Source organism: Tardiphaga sp. 866_E4_N1_4, from assembly GCF_052076075.1.
Taxonomy (GTDB): Bacteria; Pseudomonadota; Alphaproteobacteria; order Rhizobiales; family Xanthobacteraceae; genus Tardiphaga; species Tardiphaga robiniae.
Genome location: NZ_CP197242.1, coordinates 3,192,440 through 3,213,437, shown reverse-complemented (window position 1 = coordinate 3,213,437; position 20,998 = coordinate 3,192,440). Strand labels below are relative to the sequence as shown.

Sequence of the window (20,998 nt, the reverse complement as noted above, 5' to 3'; positions counted from 1 at the left end):
TCAACGAGATGCGTGGAGGACCCCCACGTTGACATGGAAGGGGTCACAGGTTCGATCCCTGTCGCGCCCACCACGCACCTCACACTTTCGAAGACTGCCGGATTGGCGCCTTTTCAGGCGTCGGGAGACGTTTCTTTCCCTAATGCTCCGATTAGTGACAGTTTTATTTCGGAACCAGTCGTGTTCATGCCGTGACTCGGCTATAGCTCAATGGTCCAGCACTTTTCGACCGGAAGCTGATGCCAACGAAGACCCGGCCGGTAATCGGCGTGATCGGCAACGCGTATCGCATTGAGAACAGGTTCTCCGTCCAGGCGGTCGGAGAAAACAACCTTCGTGCGGTTGCTGAAGTGGCCAATGCCCTGCCGATGATGTTTGCCGGCACCCCCGACATCACCGATATCGGCCAGGTGCTCGATCTGGTCGATGGCATCCTGCTCACCGGCGCTCGGGCCAATGTCCACCCGACCCGGTTCGGCATGGAAGCCCATGCCCGTCACGAGCCCTATGACAATGGCCGCGATGCGGTGGCTCTGGCCATGATCGAAGCTTGTGTCGCGCGCGGGGTCCCGATCTTCGGCATCTGTCGCGGATTGCAAGAGATGAACGTTGCGTTCGGCGGTTCGCTGCATCCCGAGATCCGCGAGATTCCTGGCCGCATCAATCATCGCATGCCGCGGCTCGAGAGCGGCGAGATCCATCCCGATCCGGCGGTCGTATTTGCCGATCGCCACGACGTGCATCTGACCAGCAACGGCACCTTCGCCAGCCTGCTGGGGCGCGAGACCATCACGGTCAATTCCCTGCATGGTCAGGGCATCGATATCCCTGGCGAGCGAGTGGTGATCGAGGGTATTGCCGAGGACGGCACCATCGAGGCCATCCGCATTGCCGATGCGCCGAGCTTCGCGCTCGGTGTGCAATGGCACGCCGAATATGATCCGCAGATCAATCCGATCAACCGCACGCTGTTTCAGGCGTTCGGCGAGGCGGTGGCCGCTCGCAGGCAGCGTGGGGCCTTCACGGCTGCGGCCGCGCCGCTATCAGCAGGAATGCGCTGAGCGCGGCTGCGACACAAAGCACAGCACCCGCGACCGTCGCTGCGGCAAATGCGGTGATCAGCGCCGGCCCCTTTGCCGCCATGACCGATCCGATCAGCGCCGTGACCACAAGGCCGCCTGTGCGTGCGACCGCGCTGTTGAAGCCCGATGCTGACCCGGTGTGACGCGCATCGACGGACATCAGCACGGCCGTCGTCAGAGGTGCGACAGCGCCGGCCATGCCGATGGCGATGACGACCATGGCGGGGAAGACGCTGGTCCAGTAGCTGGTGTCGGGACCGATTCGGAGCGCCAGCAGAAAACCCATCGCCACAATCACCGGTCCCAGCGTCAGCATGATCCTCGGGCCGGTTCTGGCTGCGAGCGAGCCAGCGAGCGGTGATGTCAAAGAGATGACAAGCGGCAAGGGCAGCAGCGCGGCACCGGCCTGGGTCGCCGTGTAGCCGGCGGCTTCGATCAGGAGAAAAGGCATCAGGACGAACAGCCCACCGAGTGCGCCGTACAACAAGAATGTCAGCAGCGTCAGGCCGACGAAGCTCGCCGACCCGAACAGTGCGAGCGGCATCATCGCGCGTTCGCCTTTGCGGCCTTCCACCCACACGAACACAAGCAAGAGCAGGAGTCCTGCGACGAGCGCGCCAAGCGTGAAACCCGTCCAATCATGTGACGTAGCTTCGGTCAGACTCCAGGTCGTCAGGCCAAGTCCCACAGTCGCGAGGATGGCGCCGAGACTATCGAGCGGCTCGTCGCTGTCGTGTCGATCGCGGGGGATGCCTAGCCAGGCAAGCGCCATTGCCGCCAATGCGATCGGCACATTGATGAGAAAGATGAGATGCCAGCTGCCGATGTCGATCAGCCATCCGCCCAACACCGGTCCGAGCGCGCCGGCGGCAGCGCCGCTGGCAGCCCAGATGCCGATAGCGCGGCCCTTGGCTTCGCCGGAAAACGTCTGGCCGAGGATCGCCAGGCTGTTCGGCATCAGCATCGCCGCGCTGACGCCCTGAAGGAAACGCGCGGCCAGCAGCAGAGGCAGGCTGGGCGCCACAGCGCAGGCCAGCGAGGCCAGCGCGAACAGGCCGACTCCGCAGATCAGAAGCCTGCGGCGGCCGAAGCGGTCGCCTGCTGCACCGCCGAGCAAAAGAAGTGCACTGAGCGGCAGCAGATAGGCATTGATCACCCATTGCAGGTCGACGGCATCGGCCTGAAAACTCGCAGCAATGGCCGGAAGTCCGACATTCACCACCGATCCGTCGATGAAGGCCAGGCTGGAGGCCAGAATCGTGGTGGTGATCACCAGGCCGGGATGGCTGATATCATCGATCTTTTCCGTGGCGCCGGCGGCGCCTGCGTCACAAAGCGCATGCAAGGCGTTACTCATGACCGGGTTGTAGGGGGAACGGGAGCTCAGAACAAACCATTGTCCTCCGATCGGGCAATTCCGTTTTGGCCCCGATTGTGCAAGCATCCCGGGCGGTCGTGCCGGGGCGCTCGGTAAGAGAGTCGTCGGCGTGAGATCGGACTGTGTTGAGGAGAGGGACTATGAAACGAATTTATCTGTTGGGGACCATGATCGCCGCGGCGGTCTGCACGACGCAGGCGGGCGCTCAGGAGCTCACCGGCACGCTCAAGAAGATCAAGGACACCGGCGCCATCACCATCGGCTTCCGCGATTCCTCGGTGCCGTTCTCTTATCTGGATGACAATCAGAAGCCCGTCGGTTTCGCCATGGACATCTGCTACAAGATCGTCGATGCGGTGAAGAAAGAACTGAAGAACGACAAGATCGAGGTCAAGCTCAATCCGGTCACCTCGGCGACACGTATTCCGCTGATTGCCAACGGCACCGTCGACCTCGAATGCGGCTCGACCACCAACAATGCCGATCGCCAGAAGCAGGTTGCCTTCACCAATACGCACTTCCTGACGGCCAGCCGCTTCGTCTCGAAGAAGGCCGCCAAGCTTGACAAGATCGACGATCTGAAGGGCAAGTCGGTGGTCTCGACCTCCGGCACCACCAACATCAAGCAGCTTACCGAAGCCAATGCCGCGCGTAATCTCGGCATCAACGTCATTCCCGCCAAGGATCACGCCGAAGCATTCCTGATGGTCGAGACCGACCGTGCTGTGGCCTTCGTGATGGATGACATCCTGCTTGCCAGCCTTGCTGCCGGTGCGCGCGATCCGAGCGCCTATGTGATCTCCAAGGACGCGTTCTCGAAAGCTGAGCCCTACGGCATCATGCTCCGCAAGGACGACGCGCCGTTCAAGAAGGTTGTCGATGCGGCCACTGCCGAGCTCTACAAGAGCCCGGAAGGCGCCAAGATCTATGACAAGTGGTTCACGCAGAAGATTCCGCCCAAGGGCCTCAATCTGAACGTTCCGATGGGAGCCGAGCAGAAGAAGGCGTTCGCCAGCCCGTCGGATTCGCCTGATCCCGACGCCTACGCAGCCAACTAACTCTTGCTTACCTCTCCCCGCTTGCGGGGAGAGGTCGTCTTACATGCGCGTAGCGCGTGTAAGACGGGTGAGGGGGAGGCAGCGAGTAAAACACTGGCTCCCCCTCACCCGTCTCGAACGACTCTCGGTCGTTCGATCCACCCTCTCCCCGCAGGCGGGGCGAGGGAAGAGGCAATGGCCCGGCCATTGCATGGGTTTCTGCCTGAGGTTGCCAGGTTTTCGCGTGGACGGCGCGTGGGGGTGAATGCGTGAACTATAACTGGAATTGGGGAATCTTCTGGGATCAGACGCCTGATGCGACGGGGACCTATTTTGGCTCGCTGATGAGCGGCCTTCAGGTCACGATCCTGCTCGCACTCTGCGCCTGGTTCATCGCGTTCGTGATGGGCTCTCTGATCGGCATCATGCGGACGTTGCCTGCGCGCTGGGCGGTGTTTGTCGGCAATGCGTATATCGAGATGTTCCGCAACATTCCGCTGCTGGTGCAGCTGTTCATCTGGTTCTTCGTCATTCCCGAACTGTTACCCGGCGATCTCGGCATCTGGATCAAGCAACTGCGCAACGGGCCGTTCATCGCCGCGATGCTCGGGCTTGGCTTCTATATGTCCTCGCGTGTCGCCGCACAGATCACCGCCGGCATCAATGCACTGCCAAAGGGCCAGCGCATGGCCGGCACGGCAATCGGCCTCACCACTTGGCAGACCTATCGCTACATCCTGCTTCCGCTGGCCTATCGCATCATCTTTCCGCCGCTGACCTCCGAATTTCTCAACACCATCAAGAACACGGCGCCCGCACTCACCATCGGTGTGCTTGAACTGACGGCACGGGCGCGGTCCATGCAGGAGTTCTCGTTCCAGGTGTTCGAGGCCTTCTCGGCTGCGGCCGCCATCTACCTCGTCCTCAGTGCCGTCGTGACGATCGGAATGCGCATCCTCGAAAAGCGCCTGGCGATCCCCGGCTTCAACGAGGGGAAATAAGCGATGTTCAGCAATTTCGATTACGACGTCATCTGGCGTAGCCTGCCCTACCTGTTTCAGCAGGGCATGGCGTTCACCCTCACGCTGACGGCAATTGCGACGGTCTTCGGTCTCATCCTCGGCACCTTGATCGCGATGATGCGGCTGTCGTCGAGTGCCGTGCTGTCGGGCTTCGCCGTAAGCTATGTCAATCTGATGCGCTCGCTGCCGCTCGTGCTGGTGATCTTCCTGTTCTACTTCCTGATGCCCTATGTCGGACAGTGGATCATCCGCTCCGATCAGCCCGTGCAGGTCGGCGCCTACGCCTCGACTATCGTGACCTTCACGCTGTTCGAGGCTGCCTATTTCTCGGAGATCATGCGTGCCGGCATCCAGTCGGTGCCGCGGGGGCAGGTGATGGCCGGTTATGCCATCGGCCTTAACTATCGCGAGGTGATGCGCCATGTCGTGCTGCCGCAGGCGTTCCGCAACATGCTGCCGGTGATCTTCACCCAGACCATCGTGCTGTTCCAGGACACATCGCTGGTCTACGTGCTGTCGATCACGGATTTTCTGGGTGCCGCGTCCAAGGTTGCGCAGCGCGACGGTCGTCTCACCGAAATGTATCTGTTCGCGGCGCTGGTCTACTTCCTGATCTGCTTCACCGCCTCGTTCTTCGTGAAGCGCTTGCAGAAGCGCATCAGCATCATTCGCTAGCCACTTTCGCTTTCAGTCTTTGCCTCCAACTGTCGGTCGCTCATCATGCCCATGATCACCATCGAAAAAGTCAGCAAGTGGTACAACCCGCAGTTCCAGGTGCTGAAGAACTGCACGACGGCCGTCGAGAAAGGCGAGGTGGTCGTCGTCTGCGGTCCCTCGGGATCTGGCAAGTCGACGCTGATCAAGACCGTGAATGCGCTGGAGCCCGTGCAGCAGGGCACCATCATGGTCGATGGACTGAATGTGACGACGATGAAGAAGGACCTGCCGAAGCTGCGTTCGCGCGTCGGCATGGTGTTTCAGCACTTCGAACTGTTTCCGCATCTGAAGATCGTCGAGAACCTGTGTCTCGGCCAGACCATCGTGCTCGGTCGCTCGGAAGATGCGGCGAAGGCCAAGGCGATGAAGATGCTGGAGCGCGTCGGCCTCACGGCGCATGCGCAGAAATATCCCGGCCAGCTCTCCGGTGGTCAGCAACAGCGTGTCGCCATCGCGCGCGCGCTGGTGATGGATCCGATCTGCATGCTGTTCGACGAACCGACCTCGGCGCTCGATCCCGAAATGATTAACGAAGTGCTCGATGTCATGGTCGAACTCGCCAAGGAAGGCATGACCATGATGGTGGTGACCCACGAAATGGGCTTCGCCAAGAAGGTCGCCAACCGCGTCATCTTCATGGATGCCGGTGAGATCGTCGAAGACGCGCAGAAGGATGACTTTTTCGGTCATCCGCGCAGCGATCGCGCGCAGCACTTCCTGTCGAAGATCCTCGCGCACTGACGCAGGGAGCGGGCGCATACAGCATCGCGCAAGTGCCTCAAGTTTATGCAGATTCTTGAATGCTGCATGACGGGGCAATTAACGAATGTGTCAGAAATGGAGTGGTATCCTTCAACCGTGAGGGCGAGGGCCTGTTGGTCCGCTGATTGAACTCCACCGGAGCGATCGGGTCTTTGTCCTCACGGACAATTCCACGACGCCACGTTCTCAGCCTCTGCCCAATACTTCTCTGACCGTCTTCCAACGACCCGAGCCGAGGCTGCGCGAGCCATGCTTGCGCGCGTCCTGACTTGGCCCTTCTCCGGAAAGTGCATCGCATGATCAAGATCAACAGTGTCGGCAACAAATTGGGTCTTGCCGGTCTCGTTGGCATCTTGCTCTCGGCAGGCGTTGTCGCAAACCAGATGAGGACCGAGAGCGCGATCTCGGAGGTCAATCGTCTGGCTGATGTGCAGCAGAAAATCGCCGATAGCGCGATGGAGGCCGACGGCCAGATGCGCGCCATGCAGGTGGCCAGTCAAGGCCTGCGTATGGCCATCACGACACCCGAGATTGACAAGAACGCGGCCGAGATCAGGGCCGCCAAGGCTGCGCAGGACCGCATCATCGATGCCGCGTCCGCCCTGGCGACCAGGCAGGAATACAAGGACAATTTCGCGAAGATTAAATCGCTGACGTCAACCTATCTCGCCGCTGCCGACGAGATCGTCGGTCTGCAGAAGAAACTGCTCGAGCTCTATCGCAACCGCAACGTCGCCGTGATCGACTGGAACCGGCATCTCGACCAGCTGCGCCTCACCACTGCCGTGACCGAGGCGACGAACTGGCCTGAAGTCGATGGACAGCTCAAGATCGCGGACAATGCCATCAACGCTGTGCAGGCAGCCGCATGGCGTTATGCGTCGATGAATGAAGTCACGCAGAAGGGCCAGATCATCACCAAGGCCAAGATCCTCACCGATGCGCTGGCCAAGGCCAGCGTGTTCGAAGACAGCGAGCTCGTGCAGAGCGGCCTGATCCAGCTCGGCACCGACATGAAGAAGTTCATGACGGCCACCGATGAAGCGATCGGCAGTAACGACCAGAAGACCGATATCGTCCGCACCAAAATCACGCCCGCCGCTGCGGCAGCATCTCAACTGGTCGCGCAATCGGTCTCGTCGGCCAAGGCTGCGGTTGGAGAGGCCCGGGCGCAGGCCGCCGAGGAAATGACACGCTCCGGCCAGGTCAATCTCGCACTTGGACTGGCGGTCGTGCTGGTACTGATCTGCACCATGGTGTTCTCCTTCGTCGGCGTTGCCCGGCCGATGACGCGTCTGAATGGCGCCATGGGCAAGATGGCAGCCGGCGATCTCGATGTCGTCATTCCCGGCGCCAAGCGCGGCGACGAAATCGGCGATATCGCCAAGACAGTCACGGTCATCCGTGCGAATGCCGAACAGAAGGCGCGCGATGAGGCTGCGGCGCGCCTCGACCAGGACAATCTGGCCGCGGCGTCGCGCAAGCGCGAAATGGTCGAGCTCGCCGGGACGTTCGAACGCGCCGTCGGCAATATCGTCGACAACGTCTCCTCGGCGTCGAACAGACTCGAGGAGTCCGCGGGCGCGCTGACGGCAACGGCCGAACAGGCCAAGGAGCTGACCGCTGCAGTCGTTGCTGCATCGGACGAGGCATCCACCAATGTGCAGGCGGTTGCGTCATCGACCGAAGAGATGTCGTCATCGGTCAACGAGATCAGCCGGCAGGTCCAGGAATCTGCGAATATCGCCAACTCCGCCGTGGCGCAGGCGCGCAAGACCAATGACCGCGTGGCGGAGCTTGCCAAGGCCGCGGCCCGGATCGGCGATGTCGTCGAGCTCATCAATACCATTGCCGGCCAGACCAACCTGCTGGCGCTCAACGCCACCATCGAAGCGGCGCGCGCCGGCGATGCGGGCCGCGGCTTTGCGGTGGTTGCGTCCGAGGTGAAGGCGCTGGCCGAACAGACCGCCAAGGCGACAGGCGACATCAGCCACCAGATCAACGGTATCCAGGCGGCGACCCAGGAATCCGTCGGCGCCATCAAGGAGATCGGTGACACCATCGGCCGCATGTCCGAGATCGCCTCGACCATCGCTTCAGCGGTCGAACAGCAGGGCGCAGCGACTCAGGAAATCTCACGCAATGTTCAGCAGGCAGCGCAGGGCACGATGCAGGTGACGTCGAACATCACCGATGTACAGCGCGGCGCCAGCGCGACCGGATCAGCTTCGACGCAGGTGCTGTCGGCGGCGCAGTCGCTGTCCGGCGAAAGCGCGCGGCTCAAGCTCGAAGTCGGCAAGTTCCTCGCCTCCGTCCGGGCCGCATAAATTCATGCTTCTCCCATGATGGGGGAAGCCACAACGAAGACGGCGCCCGTCGCCGAAGCCAGATCAGATCCTACCTAGGAAGCCAATGATGTCGCTGCTCAATCTCCGTATCCGCGGTCGCCTCTATGGTGGTTTCGGCGCGCTGGTCCTGTTTGGTCTCGCCAGTTCGGGATTTGCCGTCTGGCAGATGACGGAAGTTGGAACGCAGGTCGACTCCCTGAACATTCTTTCGGCCAACACGATCCGGGCCTCGGAGATCGCCTCCGAACTGCACGCGATCCGCGGTGCCGTGTTGCGCTATTCGTTCGATCAGGATGAAGCGGCGCTTGCGGATGCCGACAAGCGTCTCGCCGGCGTCACCGCCAGCCTGGACACGGTGATCAAGACCAGTCGTTCGGAAGAGCGCCGCGCCGCCTACCGCACCATCGAGAAGGACGTCGCCGACGTGAAGGCGCAGCGCCAGGCGCTTGGCGAGGCCATCAAGCAGATGGTCGCCGGCCGGGAAGTGCTGCAGGAAGCCGGCGACAAGCTGTCATCTAGCCTGCGCAAGCTGGTGATCAGCACGCGCAACACCATGTATGGCCAGGGTTCGACCAAGCTCGAATCCGATACGCTCATGGTGCAGATTGCGAATTGGCGCTTCTTCGTCAGCCGCGACGAGAAACATATCGAATCTTTCAAGGATCACGTCCGCATCGCGGAGCAGCAGATCGGCGAAATGGAGAAGATGCAGATGCCGCCGACGCTCAGCGCGTTGTTCGGCACCATCCGCAACAACCTGAAGAGCTACGCCGCCCAGTTCGAGAAGGCTGCCGCCAGCCTGCAGACGGCAGACGGCATCTTCAACAAGTCGATCAGCCCGACCGTCGTGAAAGCGATCGGCAAGGTCGAGACCATCAAATCCGACATCCAGCAGGTTCAGTCGCAGACCGTCGCCGCAACCAGCAACCGCATGTCGACGACGAGCATGCTGCAGCAGATCGTGGCCGGCGTCGCTACTGTGGTCGGTCTAGCGATCGCCTTCCTGATCGCGCGCGGCATTATTGGCCCTCTGTCGGGCCTGACGGCGGGTATGAAGCGGCTCGCGGACGGCGATTTTAGCGTGGTGCTGCCGGGTCTCGCACGCAAGGACGAGGTCGGCGACATGGCACGCGCAGTCGAGACCTTCAAGGTACGGGCCGAGGAGAAGGCACGCGCCGAGGCCGAAGCCAAGCTGACGCAGGACCAGCAGGCAGCGATTCAGCGCCGCCGGGACATGATCCGTCTCGCGGACGATTTCGAGGGCGCTGTCGGCAGCATCGTCGAGAACGTGTCATCGGCTTCGAGCCAGCTCGAAGAATCGGCGGGCGGACTGACTGCGACCGCCGAGCAATCTCGCCAGCTCACCGCCATGGTGGCCGCGGCCTCCGACGAAGCCTCGACCAATGTGCAGGCGGTGGCGTCATCCACCGAGGAGATGTCGTCCTCGGTCAACGAGATCAGCCGTCAGGTTCAGGAGTCGGCCAATATCGCCAACTCCGCGGTGGCACAGGCCCGCAAGACCAATGATCGCGTGGCTGAGCTTGCCAAGGCGGCCGCGCGGATCGGAGATGTTGTCGAGTTGATCAACACGATTGCCGGCCAGACCAATCTGCTGGCGCTCAATGCCACCATCGAAGCGGCGCGCGCCGGCGATGCCGGTCGCGGCTTCGCGGTCGTTGCATCGGAAGTGAAGGCGCTCGCCGAACAGACGGCCAGGGCAACCGGCGACATCAGTCACCAGATCTCCGGCATCCAGGCCGCGACCGAAGAGTCGGTCGGCGCCATCAAGGAAATCGGCGACACCATCGGCCGCATGTCGGAGATCGCGTCGACCATCGCATCTGCCGTCGAGCAGCAGGGTGCGGCGACACAGGAGATCTCGCGCAATGTTCAGCAGGCCGCGCAAGGCACGATGCAGGTGAGCTCGAACATTCTGGATGTGCAGCGCGGCGCGAGCAACACGGGTTCAGCGTCGTCGCAGGTCTTGTCCGCTGCGCAATCGCTGTCCGGCGAAAGCGCGCGGTTGAAGCGCGAGGTCGGCAAGTTCCTGGATTCCGTTCGCGCGGCATAGGACAAAACGTCACACGATCGCGCGCGTTCGCCTGACGAATAAGATACAACTAGCAAACAGCCCGGATGCGTCATCGCATCCGGGCTGTTTGTTTTGGTGAGTCAAACGATGACACGCGCGACAAAAAGTCATTCCACTTTAAAGCGTTTGCGCGGCTGAAATTAACCTGAAGTTCTCGCAACCTGACGATGATCGGATTCGAGATTGCCTCTTGCGTTGCGGGTGCGATTCGCGACGTGCAAGGTTGGCTGTCAGTGGTTCTCCCAAGAAGGGCATGTCGCATGTCGCTATTCAATCTCCGCATCCGTGGCAGGCTGTATGGGGGCTTCGGTGCGCTCGTGCTGTTCGGGTTGGCCATGGCGGGTTTCGCGGTGTGGAAACTCACGGAAATTCGCGACGACGTCTCGGCGATGAATGCCCAGTCCGCCAATGCGATGCGCTCGATGGAGATTTCGGCGGAACTCCAGGCGCTTCGCCGCGCAATGCTGCGCTACACATTCGATCAGGATGAAGCGTCATTCGCTGAATCCGAGAAACTGCTGACGCAGGTCGGTGGTGTGCTCGAGGAGACGATCAAGGCGAGCTCGGAGGAGCGTCGCACGATCTACCGCGAAGTCGAGAAGACGATCGCCGATCTGAAGAGCAGGCGTGTCGATCTCGGTAATACCGTCAAGGAGATGCTTGCCAGCCGCAAGGCGCTGCTTGCTGAAGGTGAAAAGCTTCAGGCCGACCTGAAGAAACTCGTGCTCGCGACGCGTAGCTCGCCATTCGCACAAGGGGCGACCACCCTGCAATCCGAAACTCTGTTGGTTCAGATGGCGAACTGGCGGTTCTTTGCAGGTCGCGACCAGGACAATGTGACGTTGTTTGCCAACAGCGTGAAGAACGCCCAGCAACAGATCGCGGAAATGGAAAAATTTGATATGGCGCCGAGTCTTTCAGCGCTGTTCGAATCGATCAAGAAAGGCCTGGTCAGCTATTCCAGCGGGTTCGATAAGGCGTCGGCCAATCTGATGAAGATGGATCAGCTCTATTACAATACGATCACGCCGATGGTGGTCAGCGCCATCCGCAAGACCGACGGCATCAAGGCAGCGATCCAGCAGGAGGTCGTGAGCGCGACGACAGCCAATGAGCAGCGCATTTCCGGCACGATCACGCTGCAGCAGATCGTGGCGGGCGCGGCAACCATCACCGGTCTGCTGATTGCGTTCTTGATCGCGCGCGGCATCATCGGGCCACTGTCGGGTCTGACGGCGGGCATGAAGCAGCTCGCCGAGGGCAATTTCGGCGTGGTGCTGCCGGGGCTCGGCCGCAAGGACGAGGTCGGCGACATGGCGCAGGCTGTCGAGACCTTCAAGGTCAAGGCGGAGGAGAAAGCCCGGGCGGAAGCCGAGGCACGGATCACGCAGGATCAGGCGGCGGCCTTGCAACGCAAGCAGGATATGATCCGGCTCGCCGACGATTTCGAAGGTACGGTTGGTGAAATCGTCGAGGCGGTGTCGTCCGCATCGACCGAATTGGAAGCCTCGGCCAGCACGCTGACGTCGACGGCAGATCGGTCGCAGCAGCTCACCACGGTCGTCGCGACGGCGTCGGAAGAAGCCTCTACCAACGTGCAGTCGGTGGCGTCCTCCACCGAGGAAATGGCGTCGTCCATCACCGAGATCGGGCGTCAGGTTCAGGAATCAGCACGTATCGCCAACGAGGCCGTGGATCAGGCGCAGAAGACCAACGACCGCGTCGGCGAGTTGTCGAAAGCTGCCGGCCGCATTGGCGCGGTAGTCGAACTGATCAATACCATTGCGGGGCAGACCAACCTGCTGGCGCTCAATGCCACCATCGAAGCGGCACGTGCCGGCGATGCCGGCCGCGGCTTCGCAGTGGTCGCGTCCGAGGTGAAGGCGCTCGCCGAGCAGACCGCGAAGGCTACCGGCGAGATCAGCCAGCAGATCGCAAGTATCCAGACTGCGACCGATGATTCCGTATCGGCGATCCGCGACATCGGTACGACGATCGGCAAGATGTCGGAGATTGCGTCCACGATCGCTTCGGCTGTTGAAGAGCAGGGCGCGGCGACGCAGGAGATTTCCCGTAACGTGCAGCAGGCTGCGCAAGGCACGATGCAGGTCTCGTCCAACATCATCGACGTGCAGCGCGGCGCGAGTGAGACCGGCGGCGCGTCGTCTCAGGTGCTGTCGGCAGCGCAGTCGCTCTCGTCAGATAGCAACCGTCTGAAGCATGAAGTCAGTCGCTTCCTGAACTCGGTCCGCGCGGCCTGAGTTCTCCAACATCGCAATTCACTGGCTTGAGTAACGGTGCGTTCTCCGCACACCGCCACTCAAGCCGCTGTATGCTCCGAGAGAATTCAGGGCCTCGAATATCCCGTGCAGGGCATCGCACGATGATATTGCAATTTTAGATCGTTAATTTAGAACCTCTGATGCCTGAACTCGAACCCCATCACTGTCTGAAAAGTCCGAATTGCTCGACGACCATTGCGGTACCGGCTCAATTTGAGTGATTGCATCATCGGCGCGTTAACGTTTGTGTCAGAAGCGCGGTGGTAGGTTCCTGCCCATGAGCAGGTGATTTGATAGATCATCGAACGTATCGCCCGCTCATATGAGCCGATGACGCTTCTCGTTCAGGATCGGCTCACGCCAAGCTTCGCGTGCCCGTCGGATTGCCGCCGGGCTGCGCCAAAAATGACAACCGCTTAGCATTCGACCATTTCACGCGACGCCGGACTCCGTCCGGCGAAGGACGACCCGACTCATTTTTCTGCCGCTTCATTCCCAGGAACTGTCATGGCCTTCATCCAGAATCTGCGTATCGGCACGAAGCTCGCGATTGCGTCCGGGCTCGGCATCATTCTCCTCGGTGTCATGATCTATATGCAGACGATGGGAAGCGCAGGCGTTCGCCAGTCATATCAGACGGCCGGCGTCTATCAGGGCATTGCGCAGAACGCTGCCGAGGCCAAGGCCTCGTTTCGCGGCATGCAGATCGGCGTGCGTGACTTCCTCGGGTCAACGAAAGTGGCCGATGTCCAGAAGGCCGCCGACTATTTCACGGCGCGTACTACCGCCGGCCTTAAATTTTCGGCTCAGATGCTCAAGCTTGCGACCGCACCGGACGAGCGCGAACGCATCGGCAAATTCCTCGACATGATGACGACCCTCGGTAAGGGCGGCGACAAGATCGGTGTAATCCGCACAGATATCTTGAATCTGCAGGCGACACGCAACGAAGCTGGCGAATTGTCTGCGGATGCCTCCGCGCGCATCACCGCACTGGGTGCGGAGATCGTGAAGCTCCGCACCGACGTGCTGCTACCCATGAGTGCAGAACTCGACAAGCTGGCCGATACGATCGTCAATCTGGCTAAGGAGAAGGTCGAGCAGCAGACGACCGCTGCGGCGAACGAGGCCGCTGCGACCGAGCGAGACTCGCTAATTCTCGGTGGTGTGGTCGCCCTGATGCTGATCGGGACCTGCGTGTTCTCGGTGTTCACTATCGGGCGTCCGATGCGCGCGCTGAGCCGTTCGATGGAAGAACTCGCCGAGGGTAATTTCGGCGTGGTGTTGCCGGGCTTGGGCCGCAAGGACGAGATCGGCGACGTCGCTGGCGCCGTGGAGAAGTTCAAGGTTAAGGCACAGGAGCGCGCCCGCGCCGAAGCCGACGCTCAAAAGCAGCAGGAGCAGATCGCCGCCGAGCAGCGCAAGCGCGAGATGATCAAGCTGGCGAACGATTTTGAGGGTGCGGTCGGCGAGATCGTCGAAACAGTGTCATCGGCATCGACCGAACTCGAAGCGTCGGCGGGCACGCTGACGTCGTCTGCCGAGCGTTCGCAGCATTTGACCACCATGGTGGCAGCCGCTTCGGAAGAGGCTTCGACGAACGTACAATCCGTGGCATCGGCGACCGAGGAAATGGCGTCATCGGTAAACGAGATCAGCCGCCAGGTTCAGGAATCTGCGCGCATTGCCAGCGAGGCCGTGCAGCAGGCCCAGAAGACCAACGACCGTGTCGGCGAGCTATCCAAGGCGGCCAGCCGTATCGGCGACGTGGTCGAGCTGATCAATAGCATCGCGGGGCAGACCAACCTTCTGGCGCTCAATGCGACCATCGAAGCCGCCCGCGCCGGTGAAGCGGGCCGCGGCTTCGCCGTGGTGGCGGCCGAGGTGAAGACGCTCGCAGAGCAGACCGCCAAGGCGACCGGCGAGATCAGCATGCAGATCGGCAGCATCCAGTCCGCCACGGACGAATCGGTCAGTGCCATCCGCGAGATCGGCGTCACCATCGGCCGGATGTCGGAAATTTCGTCCACGATTGCTTCGGCCGTCGAAGAGCAGGGGGCCGCCACCCAGGAGATTTCCCGCAACGTGCAGCAAGCCGCGCATGGCACCCAGCAGGTCTCGTCCAACATTACGGATGTGCAGCGCGGCGCCAGCGAGACCGGGTCGGCCTCGTCGCAGGTTCTCTCGGCAGCACAGTCGCTGTCGTCGGACGGCGCGCGGCTAAAGGTCGAAGTCGCGCGATTCCTCAACTCTGTTCGCGCGGCCTAGGCCATGCGGGTTCAGAACTGATCATTCTACCGAGCGATAACAGGACGTCCAGCCATGCTCTCGAACATCTCTATCAAAGCCAAGATCACCATCGTTATCGCTTTTCTGCTAATCGCAATGACGGGGATGGGGGCGCTTGCTGTCAGCAAGATGCAGACGATTAATGCCAACGCGTCGGACATCCAGAAGAACTGGCTTCCAAGCGTCCGTGTGCTCGGCGGGCTGCGGGCGACGACCATCGATTACCGCAATCTGGTGCGCGCACACATCCTCGCAGCCAATGCTGACCAGATGCAGAAGACCGAGGCTGGTATCGACACCATCGTCAAGCGGGCCGCCGATGAGCGGATTGCCTATGATAAGTTGGTATCGAGCCCCGAAGAGCGCGCAATCTTCAACGATTGGAGCAAGGAGTGGGACAACTACGTATCACGCAGCCAGGAAATCTTTGTCCTCGATCGCAAGAATCTTGGCAAAGGCAGTCAGGAAGCCCATGAGCTCAATCTGAATGTGATCAATCCGCTGGGATCCAAAGCCGATTTTGCCCTGCGCAAGGCCATCGAATTCAACGACAAGGGTGCGGCAGCATCGGGACAGAAGGCCGATGAGAGCTATGGTTCGGCGCTGATGACGGTAATCGTGATCATTGCGGCGACCGCGGTCATCGGCATCGGTGTCGGCATTTATCTGGTCAAGGACGTGTCGTCGGGTATCGCTTCGATCGTGCAGCCGATGCAGGCGCTGAGCGCTGGCGATCTCACGGCGCATGTGGCGCATCAGGGCGAAAAGACCGAGATCGGCGCGATGGCCGACACGCTCCAGGTGTTCAAGCAGGCGCTGATCGACAAGCGCGCGGCAGATGAAGCTGCCTCTGCTGACGCCGAAGCCAAGATCGAGCGCGGTCGCCGCGTTGACAACATCACCCGCGAATTCGAATCGATGATCGGCGAGATCGTGGAGACCGTATCGTCGGCATCGACCGAACTCGAAGCCTCCGCAAGCACGCTGACCGCGACAGCCGAACGTTCCCAGGACCTGGCCACCACAGTGGCGGCAGCGTCCGAAGAAGCCTCCACCAACGTCCAGTCGGTGGCATCGGCCACTGAAGAAATGGCCTCGTCGGTCAACGAGATCAGCCGACAGGTGCAGGAGTCGGCGAGCATCGCCAATCAGGCGGTCGACCAAGCGCGGCGTACCAACGATCGCGTCAGCGAACTCGCCAGCGCTGCATCGCGCATCGGGGACGTCGTCGAGCTCATCAACAATATCGCCGGCCAGACAAACCTGCTGGCGCTCAACGCAACCATCGAGGCGGCGCGTGCCGGTGAAGCGGGCCGGGGCTTCGCGGTCGTGGCTTCCGAAGTAAAGGCATTGGCCGAGCAGACCGCCAAGGCGACCGGCGAGATCTCGACGCAGATTTCCGGTATCCAGGCGGCGACGCAGGAATCGGTCGGCGCCATCAAGGAAATCGGCGACACCATCGGCCGGATGTCCGAGATTGCCTCGACCATCGCATCGGCGGTGGAAGAGCAGGGTGCCGCGACGCAGGAGATTTCGCGTAACGTCCAGCAGGCGGCACAGGGTACCATGCAGGTCTCGTCGAACATCACCGACGTGCAGCGTGGAGCGTCCGAGACCGGCTCTGCGTCGTCGCAGGTGCTTTCCGCCGCGCGGTCGCTGTCATCGGACAGCACACGTCTCAAGAATGAAGTGGGCAAGTTCTTGAACTCGGTGCGCGCTGCCTGACGGGCTTGAATACAAGTGTACAGCGCAAAAAGCCGGCGCGTGAGCGTCGGCTTTCCTACGCGATAGTGTTGTTATGCGTGTGCGCCACACTCATTCGAGAAGTCATGCACAGGAAGCAGTCATGATGCACTGCTCCTTAACTTTATCCGGACAATCTCGATCACGAGATCGTTGAAAGCTATCGACGCTCGGCCGGCAGCTCCAATGCATGCCGTGTCTTCAAACCCAGAAAATGCCATTCGTGCAGTTGCGCGCCAACGGTCAAAAACCGAGGGACCATCACCTATGTTTGCCAGCCTGTCCATCCGCACCAAGATCGCTCTTGTCGTCTCGTTCCTGCTGCTCGCCATGTCTGCGATGGGCGCGCTGGCCATCAAGCAGATGTACACCATCAACGGAGCGACATCCGACATCGTCACGAGCTGGCTGCCGAGCGTGCGCGCTCTGGGTGAAGTCCGCGCTGCAACGATCAGCTATCGTTCGGTGGTTCGTGGACATCTGCTTGCGACCGATGCCGCAGATACGAAGGTCCAGGACGACACGCTGGTGCGCTACGCCGAGATGCTCGACAAGGCGCGCAAGAGCTATGAGCCGATGATTTCGTCGCCCGAGGAGCGCGCGACGTATAGCGAATTCAGCAAGCTCTGGAGCGAATACATCGCGGCGTTGCAGCCGGTTCTTGCGTTGTCGCGCAAGAACGCTCGTGATGAAGCGCGAGATATGAACGTGAAGGTCAACCAGATTGGCTTCAAAGCGGACGAAGCCCTGCAGAAGGATGTCGAGCTCAACAACAAGGGAGCTTTGACAGCCGGAGAACTGGCGACGGACAGCTTTGGGGTCGCCATCAAGATGGTGATCGGTTCGCTCTTGTTTGCGGTTGTTGTCGGCGTCGGTGCGGCTATCTTGCTGGTGCGCGATGTCTCCGCCGGTATTACATCGATCGTGTTGCCTATGCAGGCGCTCGGCACGGGTGACCTGACTGCAAATGTTCCGCATCAGGGCGAGAAGACCGAAATCGGAACGATGGCGGATTCGCTTCAGGTGTTCAAACAGGCGCTGATCGACAAGCGCGCGGCGGATGAAGCCGCAGCGGCCGATGCCGAAGCCAAGATCGAGCGTGGCCGCCGCGTCGACAGCATCACCCGCAACTTCGAATCGATGATCGGTGAGATCGTCGAGACGGTGTCGTCGGCATCGACCGAACTGGAAGCCTCGGCAGGTACGCTGACCGCCACGGCGGAACGTTCGCAGGAATTGACCACGACGGTTGCCGCAGCCTCCGAAGAGGCATCGGCCAACGTTCAGTCAGTGGCATCGGCAACCGAGGAAATGGCCTCGTCGGTTAACGAGATCAGCCGACAGGTGCAGGAGTCGGCGAGCATCGCCAATCAGGCGGTCGATCAGGCGTGCCGCACCAACGATCGCGTCAGCGAGCTCGCGAGCGCCGCGTCGCGCATCGGCGATGTGGTCGAGCTCATCAATAACATTGCTGGTCAGACCAATTTGCTGGCGTTGAACGCGACCATCGAGGCCGCGCGTGCTGGTGAAGCCGGCCGTGGTTTCGCAGTCGTGGCCTCGGAGGTGAAAGCGCTGGCCGAGCAGACCGCCAAGGCGACCGGCGAGATCTCGACGCAGATTTCCGGTATCCAGGCGGCGACGCAGGAATCGGTCGGCGCTATCAAGGAGATCGGAGACACTATCGGCCGGATGTCCGAGATTGCCTCGACCATCGCATCGGCGGTGGAAGAGCAGGGCGCGGCGACGCAGGAGATTTCTCGCAACGTTCAGCAGGCGGCACAGGGCACGATGCAGGTCTCGTCTAACATCGTTGATGTGCAGCGTGGTGCAACAGAGACTGGATCTGCCTCGACTCAGGTTCTCGCTGCGGCGCAATCACTGTCCTCCGACAGCACGCGGCTGAAGGATGAAGTCAGCAAGTTCCTAAACGCGGTGCGGGCGGCCTGATCATGGCTTGTAGGGTGGGCAAAGGCGCTCTTGTGCCGTGCCCACCGCGCGACGTTCGATGATGGTGGCGGGCACGCTGCGCTTTTGCCCACCCTACGGATGTTGGGCGTTCTATCTCGTACTCGCCGACACCAGCCCCGCGATATCCATATAGGTGCGCACCAGCGGGGCGACGAAACGATGCGCCGATGTCTTGGACACCAGCGTATCGTGCAGGATCAGATGATCGATGCCGGTATTGATGAAACACGCCATGGCGTCGCGCGGAGTCTCGACGATCGGTTCGCCCTTCACGTTGAATGACGTGTTGAGCAGCACCGGTACGCCGGTGAGCGCATCGAATTCCTTGAGCAGCCGATAGAGCACAGGATTGGTGTCTTCCGTGACGGTCTGGACGCGCGCCGTTCCATCGATGTGCACAATGGCCGGAATCTTCTCGCGCCATTCGGGGCGCACCGGGGCGGCGATCAGCATAAACGGCGAATCCTGATCGCCTTCGAAAATCTCTCTGGCGCGCTCGGCGAGCACAATCGGCGCGAATGGCCGGAACGGCTGACGATGTTTCACGCGTGAGTTGAGGGTGTCCTTCATCTCCGGCCGGCGCGGATCGGCGATGATGCTGCGATTGCCGAGCGCGCGCGGGCCGTATTCCGAGCGGCCCTGAAACCAGCCGATCACTTTCTGGTCGGCGAGCAGCTTGGCCGTATCGCGGCAGATATTGTCGCTGCGCACCGTGCTGGTCTGCGCCTTGACCAGCGTGCGCTGTGTCGCTGCCTCGATGTCGCGATCGGTATAGTTCCTGCCGGTGTAGGAATGCGTCATCACATAAGAGCGCGGCTGCTTCTGCACTTCGAGCAGGCCGTAATAGGCGCAGCCGATCGCGATGCCGTTGTCGCCGGCGGCGGGCTGGATCCAGACATTCTCGAAGCCGGCTTCGCGGGCGATGCGGCCATTGGCGACGCAGTTCAGCGCGACGCCGCCGGCGATGCAGAGGTTCTTTGCGCCGGTCGTTTCGCGCAGCCAGCGCGCGCGGGCGAGCAGCACCTTCTCGGTGTCGTCCTGCACGCGCCAGGCGAGATCCTCCCAGTGCCGCATGGACGGATGGGTGTCCCACTTGCCGTCGCTGTCGGCGATATAGGGCTGGTTATATTCGGGGGTCCAGCGCGGCACGCTGAGCACGTTGTCGGTGATGTCCATCAGCGGCTTGACCTGGTCGCGGCGGCCATAGGGCGCGAGCCCCATCAGTTCACCGCATTTGTTCCAGTCGCCGAACACATAGGTTGAAGCCCTGCTGTAGAGCGCCCCAAGGCCCGGCATGTTGTAGAATTCGTCGCTGAGGAAGCCGCGGTCCGGCTCCATCCAGACCTTCTTCAGACAATCGAGCTGCGTGCCTTTGAACGTGTAATAGCTCTCGGATTCCCGGGCGAGCTTCGAGCCCGGCTCGTCGCCGGGATAGGCCTCCATGACGTCGGAGCGATAGCTGCCGACGCCGTCGACAATCATGATCGCGCCCTCCTCGAAAGGGCAGACGGCGAATGCGCTATAGGCGTGCGCCAGATGATGCGAGATCGTTTTGACCTTGCCGGTGCGCGCCCGAAACAGCGGGTGGACGCTGGCGTCCTGCCGTTCATATTCGGGCAGGAAGCCCGGCATGTCCTGATAGATCAGGCGGTCTTCCATCTCCGGAACCGGCAGGATGTAGCAATTGCTCACCACCAGGTCGACGTCGTCCAGCGTGATGCCTTCGGCGTCGAGGACGTAGTCGATCACTTCCTTGTAGAACCCCGTCGCGTGTTTCTCGCGGGTAATCCGCTCCTTCTCGATCGCATAGGCCAGCGCGCCGTTGCGCAGCAGGCAGGCGCTGACGTCGTGATCGTAGGTGTTGAGACCGAGGATGTAGCTGGGTTTGGGCATGAATCAGCTTCTGACAATTCGCGGGAAGGGACGAATGATGGGATCGAGCTGCTAACGCAGACGCGGCGGGTGGGGCTGACCGCATATTCGCAGTTGCGAGGCGGAGCGATCAGCATAGTGCGAGGCAATATGAAGAGAAGATGAACGCAGGAGGTCAAAAGCGAGGTGACGCGTGAAGGTGCGCATTCGTTCGTAGTGACAGCGTTGCCGGCAACTTGACCGGCGTTCGAGCTTGACCCTATTGTAAAGTTGTTCGTGCGTGCACGCCTTGTGATGGCCATATTACTATTCTGGTTTCAGCACCTGTGTGAATCAAGAATTGCTCACTGAACGATTCGAGGCCGGAAGCATTCTAAAGCCGTGCTTCTGCAGAATGGGAGTTCCT

Annotated in this window: 13 protein-coding genes; 11 read left to right on the top strand and 2 right to left on the bottom strand. The window is 61.2% G+C overall.

The features are described 5' to 3' along the window. Window positions 1-239: 239 nt before the first annotated feature. Entirely contained in the window at window positions 240-1,061 is an 822-nt protein-coding gene (locus tag AB8B20_RS15650) for a gamma-glutamyl-gamma-aminobutyrate hydrolase family protein (protein WP_089265824.1), read from the top strand. Here the strand turns inward: AB8B20_RS15650 and AB8B20_RS15645 are convergent. After that, window positions 1,021-2,439, bottom strand: coding sequence for a DHA2 family efflux MFS transporter permease subunit (locus tag AB8B20_RS15645; protein WP_439074744.1), 1,419 nt, complete (start codon window positions 2,437-2,439; stop codon window positions 1,021-1,023). The two genes, AB8B20_RS15650 and AB8B20_RS15645, sit on opposite strands and share 41 nt — an antisense overlap. 161 nt (window positions 2,440-2,600) lie before the next feature. Here AB8B20_RS15645 and AB8B20_RS15640 point away from each other — a divergent pair, with 161 nt between their 5' ends. The 10 genes from AB8B20_RS15640 (at window position 2,601) to AB8B20_RS15595 (ending at window position 18,699) form a co-directional block, all read left to right on the top strand. Next, window positions 2,601-3,518, top strand: a complete 918-nt coding sequence (locus AB8B20_RS15640) for an amino acid ABC transporter substrate-binding protein (RefSeq protein ID WP_093757187.1) — start codon at window positions 2,601-2,603, stop codon at window positions 3,516-3,518. 248 nt (window positions 3,519-3,766) lie between these two features. Then, window positions 3,767-4,498: an amino acid ABC transporter permease gene (locus AB8B20_RS15635; protein ID WP_089265827.1), complete on the top strand. Its 732-nt coding sequence runs from the start codon at window positions 3,767-3,769 to the stop codon at window positions 4,496-4,498. A gap of 3 nt (window positions 4,499-4,501) precedes the next feature. Then, window positions 4,502-5,194, top strand: coding sequence for an amino acid ABC transporter permease (locus AB8B20_RS15630; RefSeq protein WP_068728918.1), 693 nt, complete (start codon window positions 4,502-4,504; stop codon window positions 5,192-5,194). Window positions 5,195-5,245: 51 nt separating this feature from the next. Beyond that, window positions 5,246-5,977 carry an amino acid ABC transporter ATP-binding protein gene (locus AB8B20_RS15625; protein ID WP_089265828.1) on the top strand — a complete coding sequence of 244 codons (732 nt, stop codon included), beginning with the start codon at window positions 5,246-5,248 and terminating at the stop codon, window positions 5,975-5,977. A gap of 317 nt (window positions 5,978-6,294) precedes the next feature. Continuing rightward, window positions 6,295-8,325, top strand: coding sequence for a methyl-accepting chemotaxis protein (locus AB8B20_RS15620; RefSeq protein ID WP_439074745.1), 2,031 nt, complete (start codon window positions 6,295-6,297; stop codon window positions 8,323-8,325). A gap of 88 nt (window positions 8,326-8,413) precedes the next feature. Beyond that, entirely contained in the window at window positions 8,414-10,417 is a 2,004-nt protein-coding gene (locus AB8B20_RS15615) for a HAMP domain-containing methyl-accepting chemotaxis protein (protein ID WP_089266236.1), read from the top strand. 281 nt (window positions 10,418-10,698) lie between these two features. Then, on the top strand, window positions 10,699-12,699 hold the full coding sequence (locus AB8B20_RS15610) for a methyl-accepting chemotaxis protein (RefSeq protein WP_439074746.1): 2,001 nt from the start codon (window positions 10,699-10,701) through the stop codon (window positions 12,697-12,699). Window positions 12,700-13,227: 528 nt separating this feature from the next. Further along, window positions 13,228-14,988, top strand: a complete 1,761-nt coding sequence (locus tag AB8B20_RS15605) for a methyl-accepting chemotaxis protein (RefSeq protein ID WP_439074747.1) — start codon at window positions 13,228-13,230, stop codon at window positions 14,986-14,988. Window positions 14,989-15,042: 54 nt separating this feature from the next. Then, window positions 15,043-16,734 (top strand): methyl-accepting chemotaxis protein, encoded by a 1,692-nt coding sequence (locus AB8B20_RS15600; RefSeq protein ID WP_439074748.1) that lies wholly within the window; start codon window positions 15,043-15,045, stop codon window positions 16,732-16,734. A gap of 285 nt (window positions 16,735-17,019) precedes the next feature. Beyond that, entirely contained in the window at window positions 17,020-18,699 is a 1,680-nt protein-coding gene (locus tag AB8B20_RS15595) for a methyl-accepting chemotaxis protein (RefSeq protein WP_439074749.1), read from the top strand. A gap of 111 nt (window positions 18,700-18,810) precedes the next feature. Here the strand turns inward: AB8B20_RS15595 and AB8B20_RS15590 are convergent, their stop codons facing one another. Next, window positions 18,811-20,613, bottom strand: coding sequence for a carbamoyltransferase family protein (locus tag AB8B20_RS15590; RefSeq protein WP_439074750.1), 1,803 nt, complete (start codon window positions 20,611-20,613; stop codon window positions 18,811-18,813). Between the last annotated feature and the right edge of the window lie 385 nt (window positions 20,614-20,998).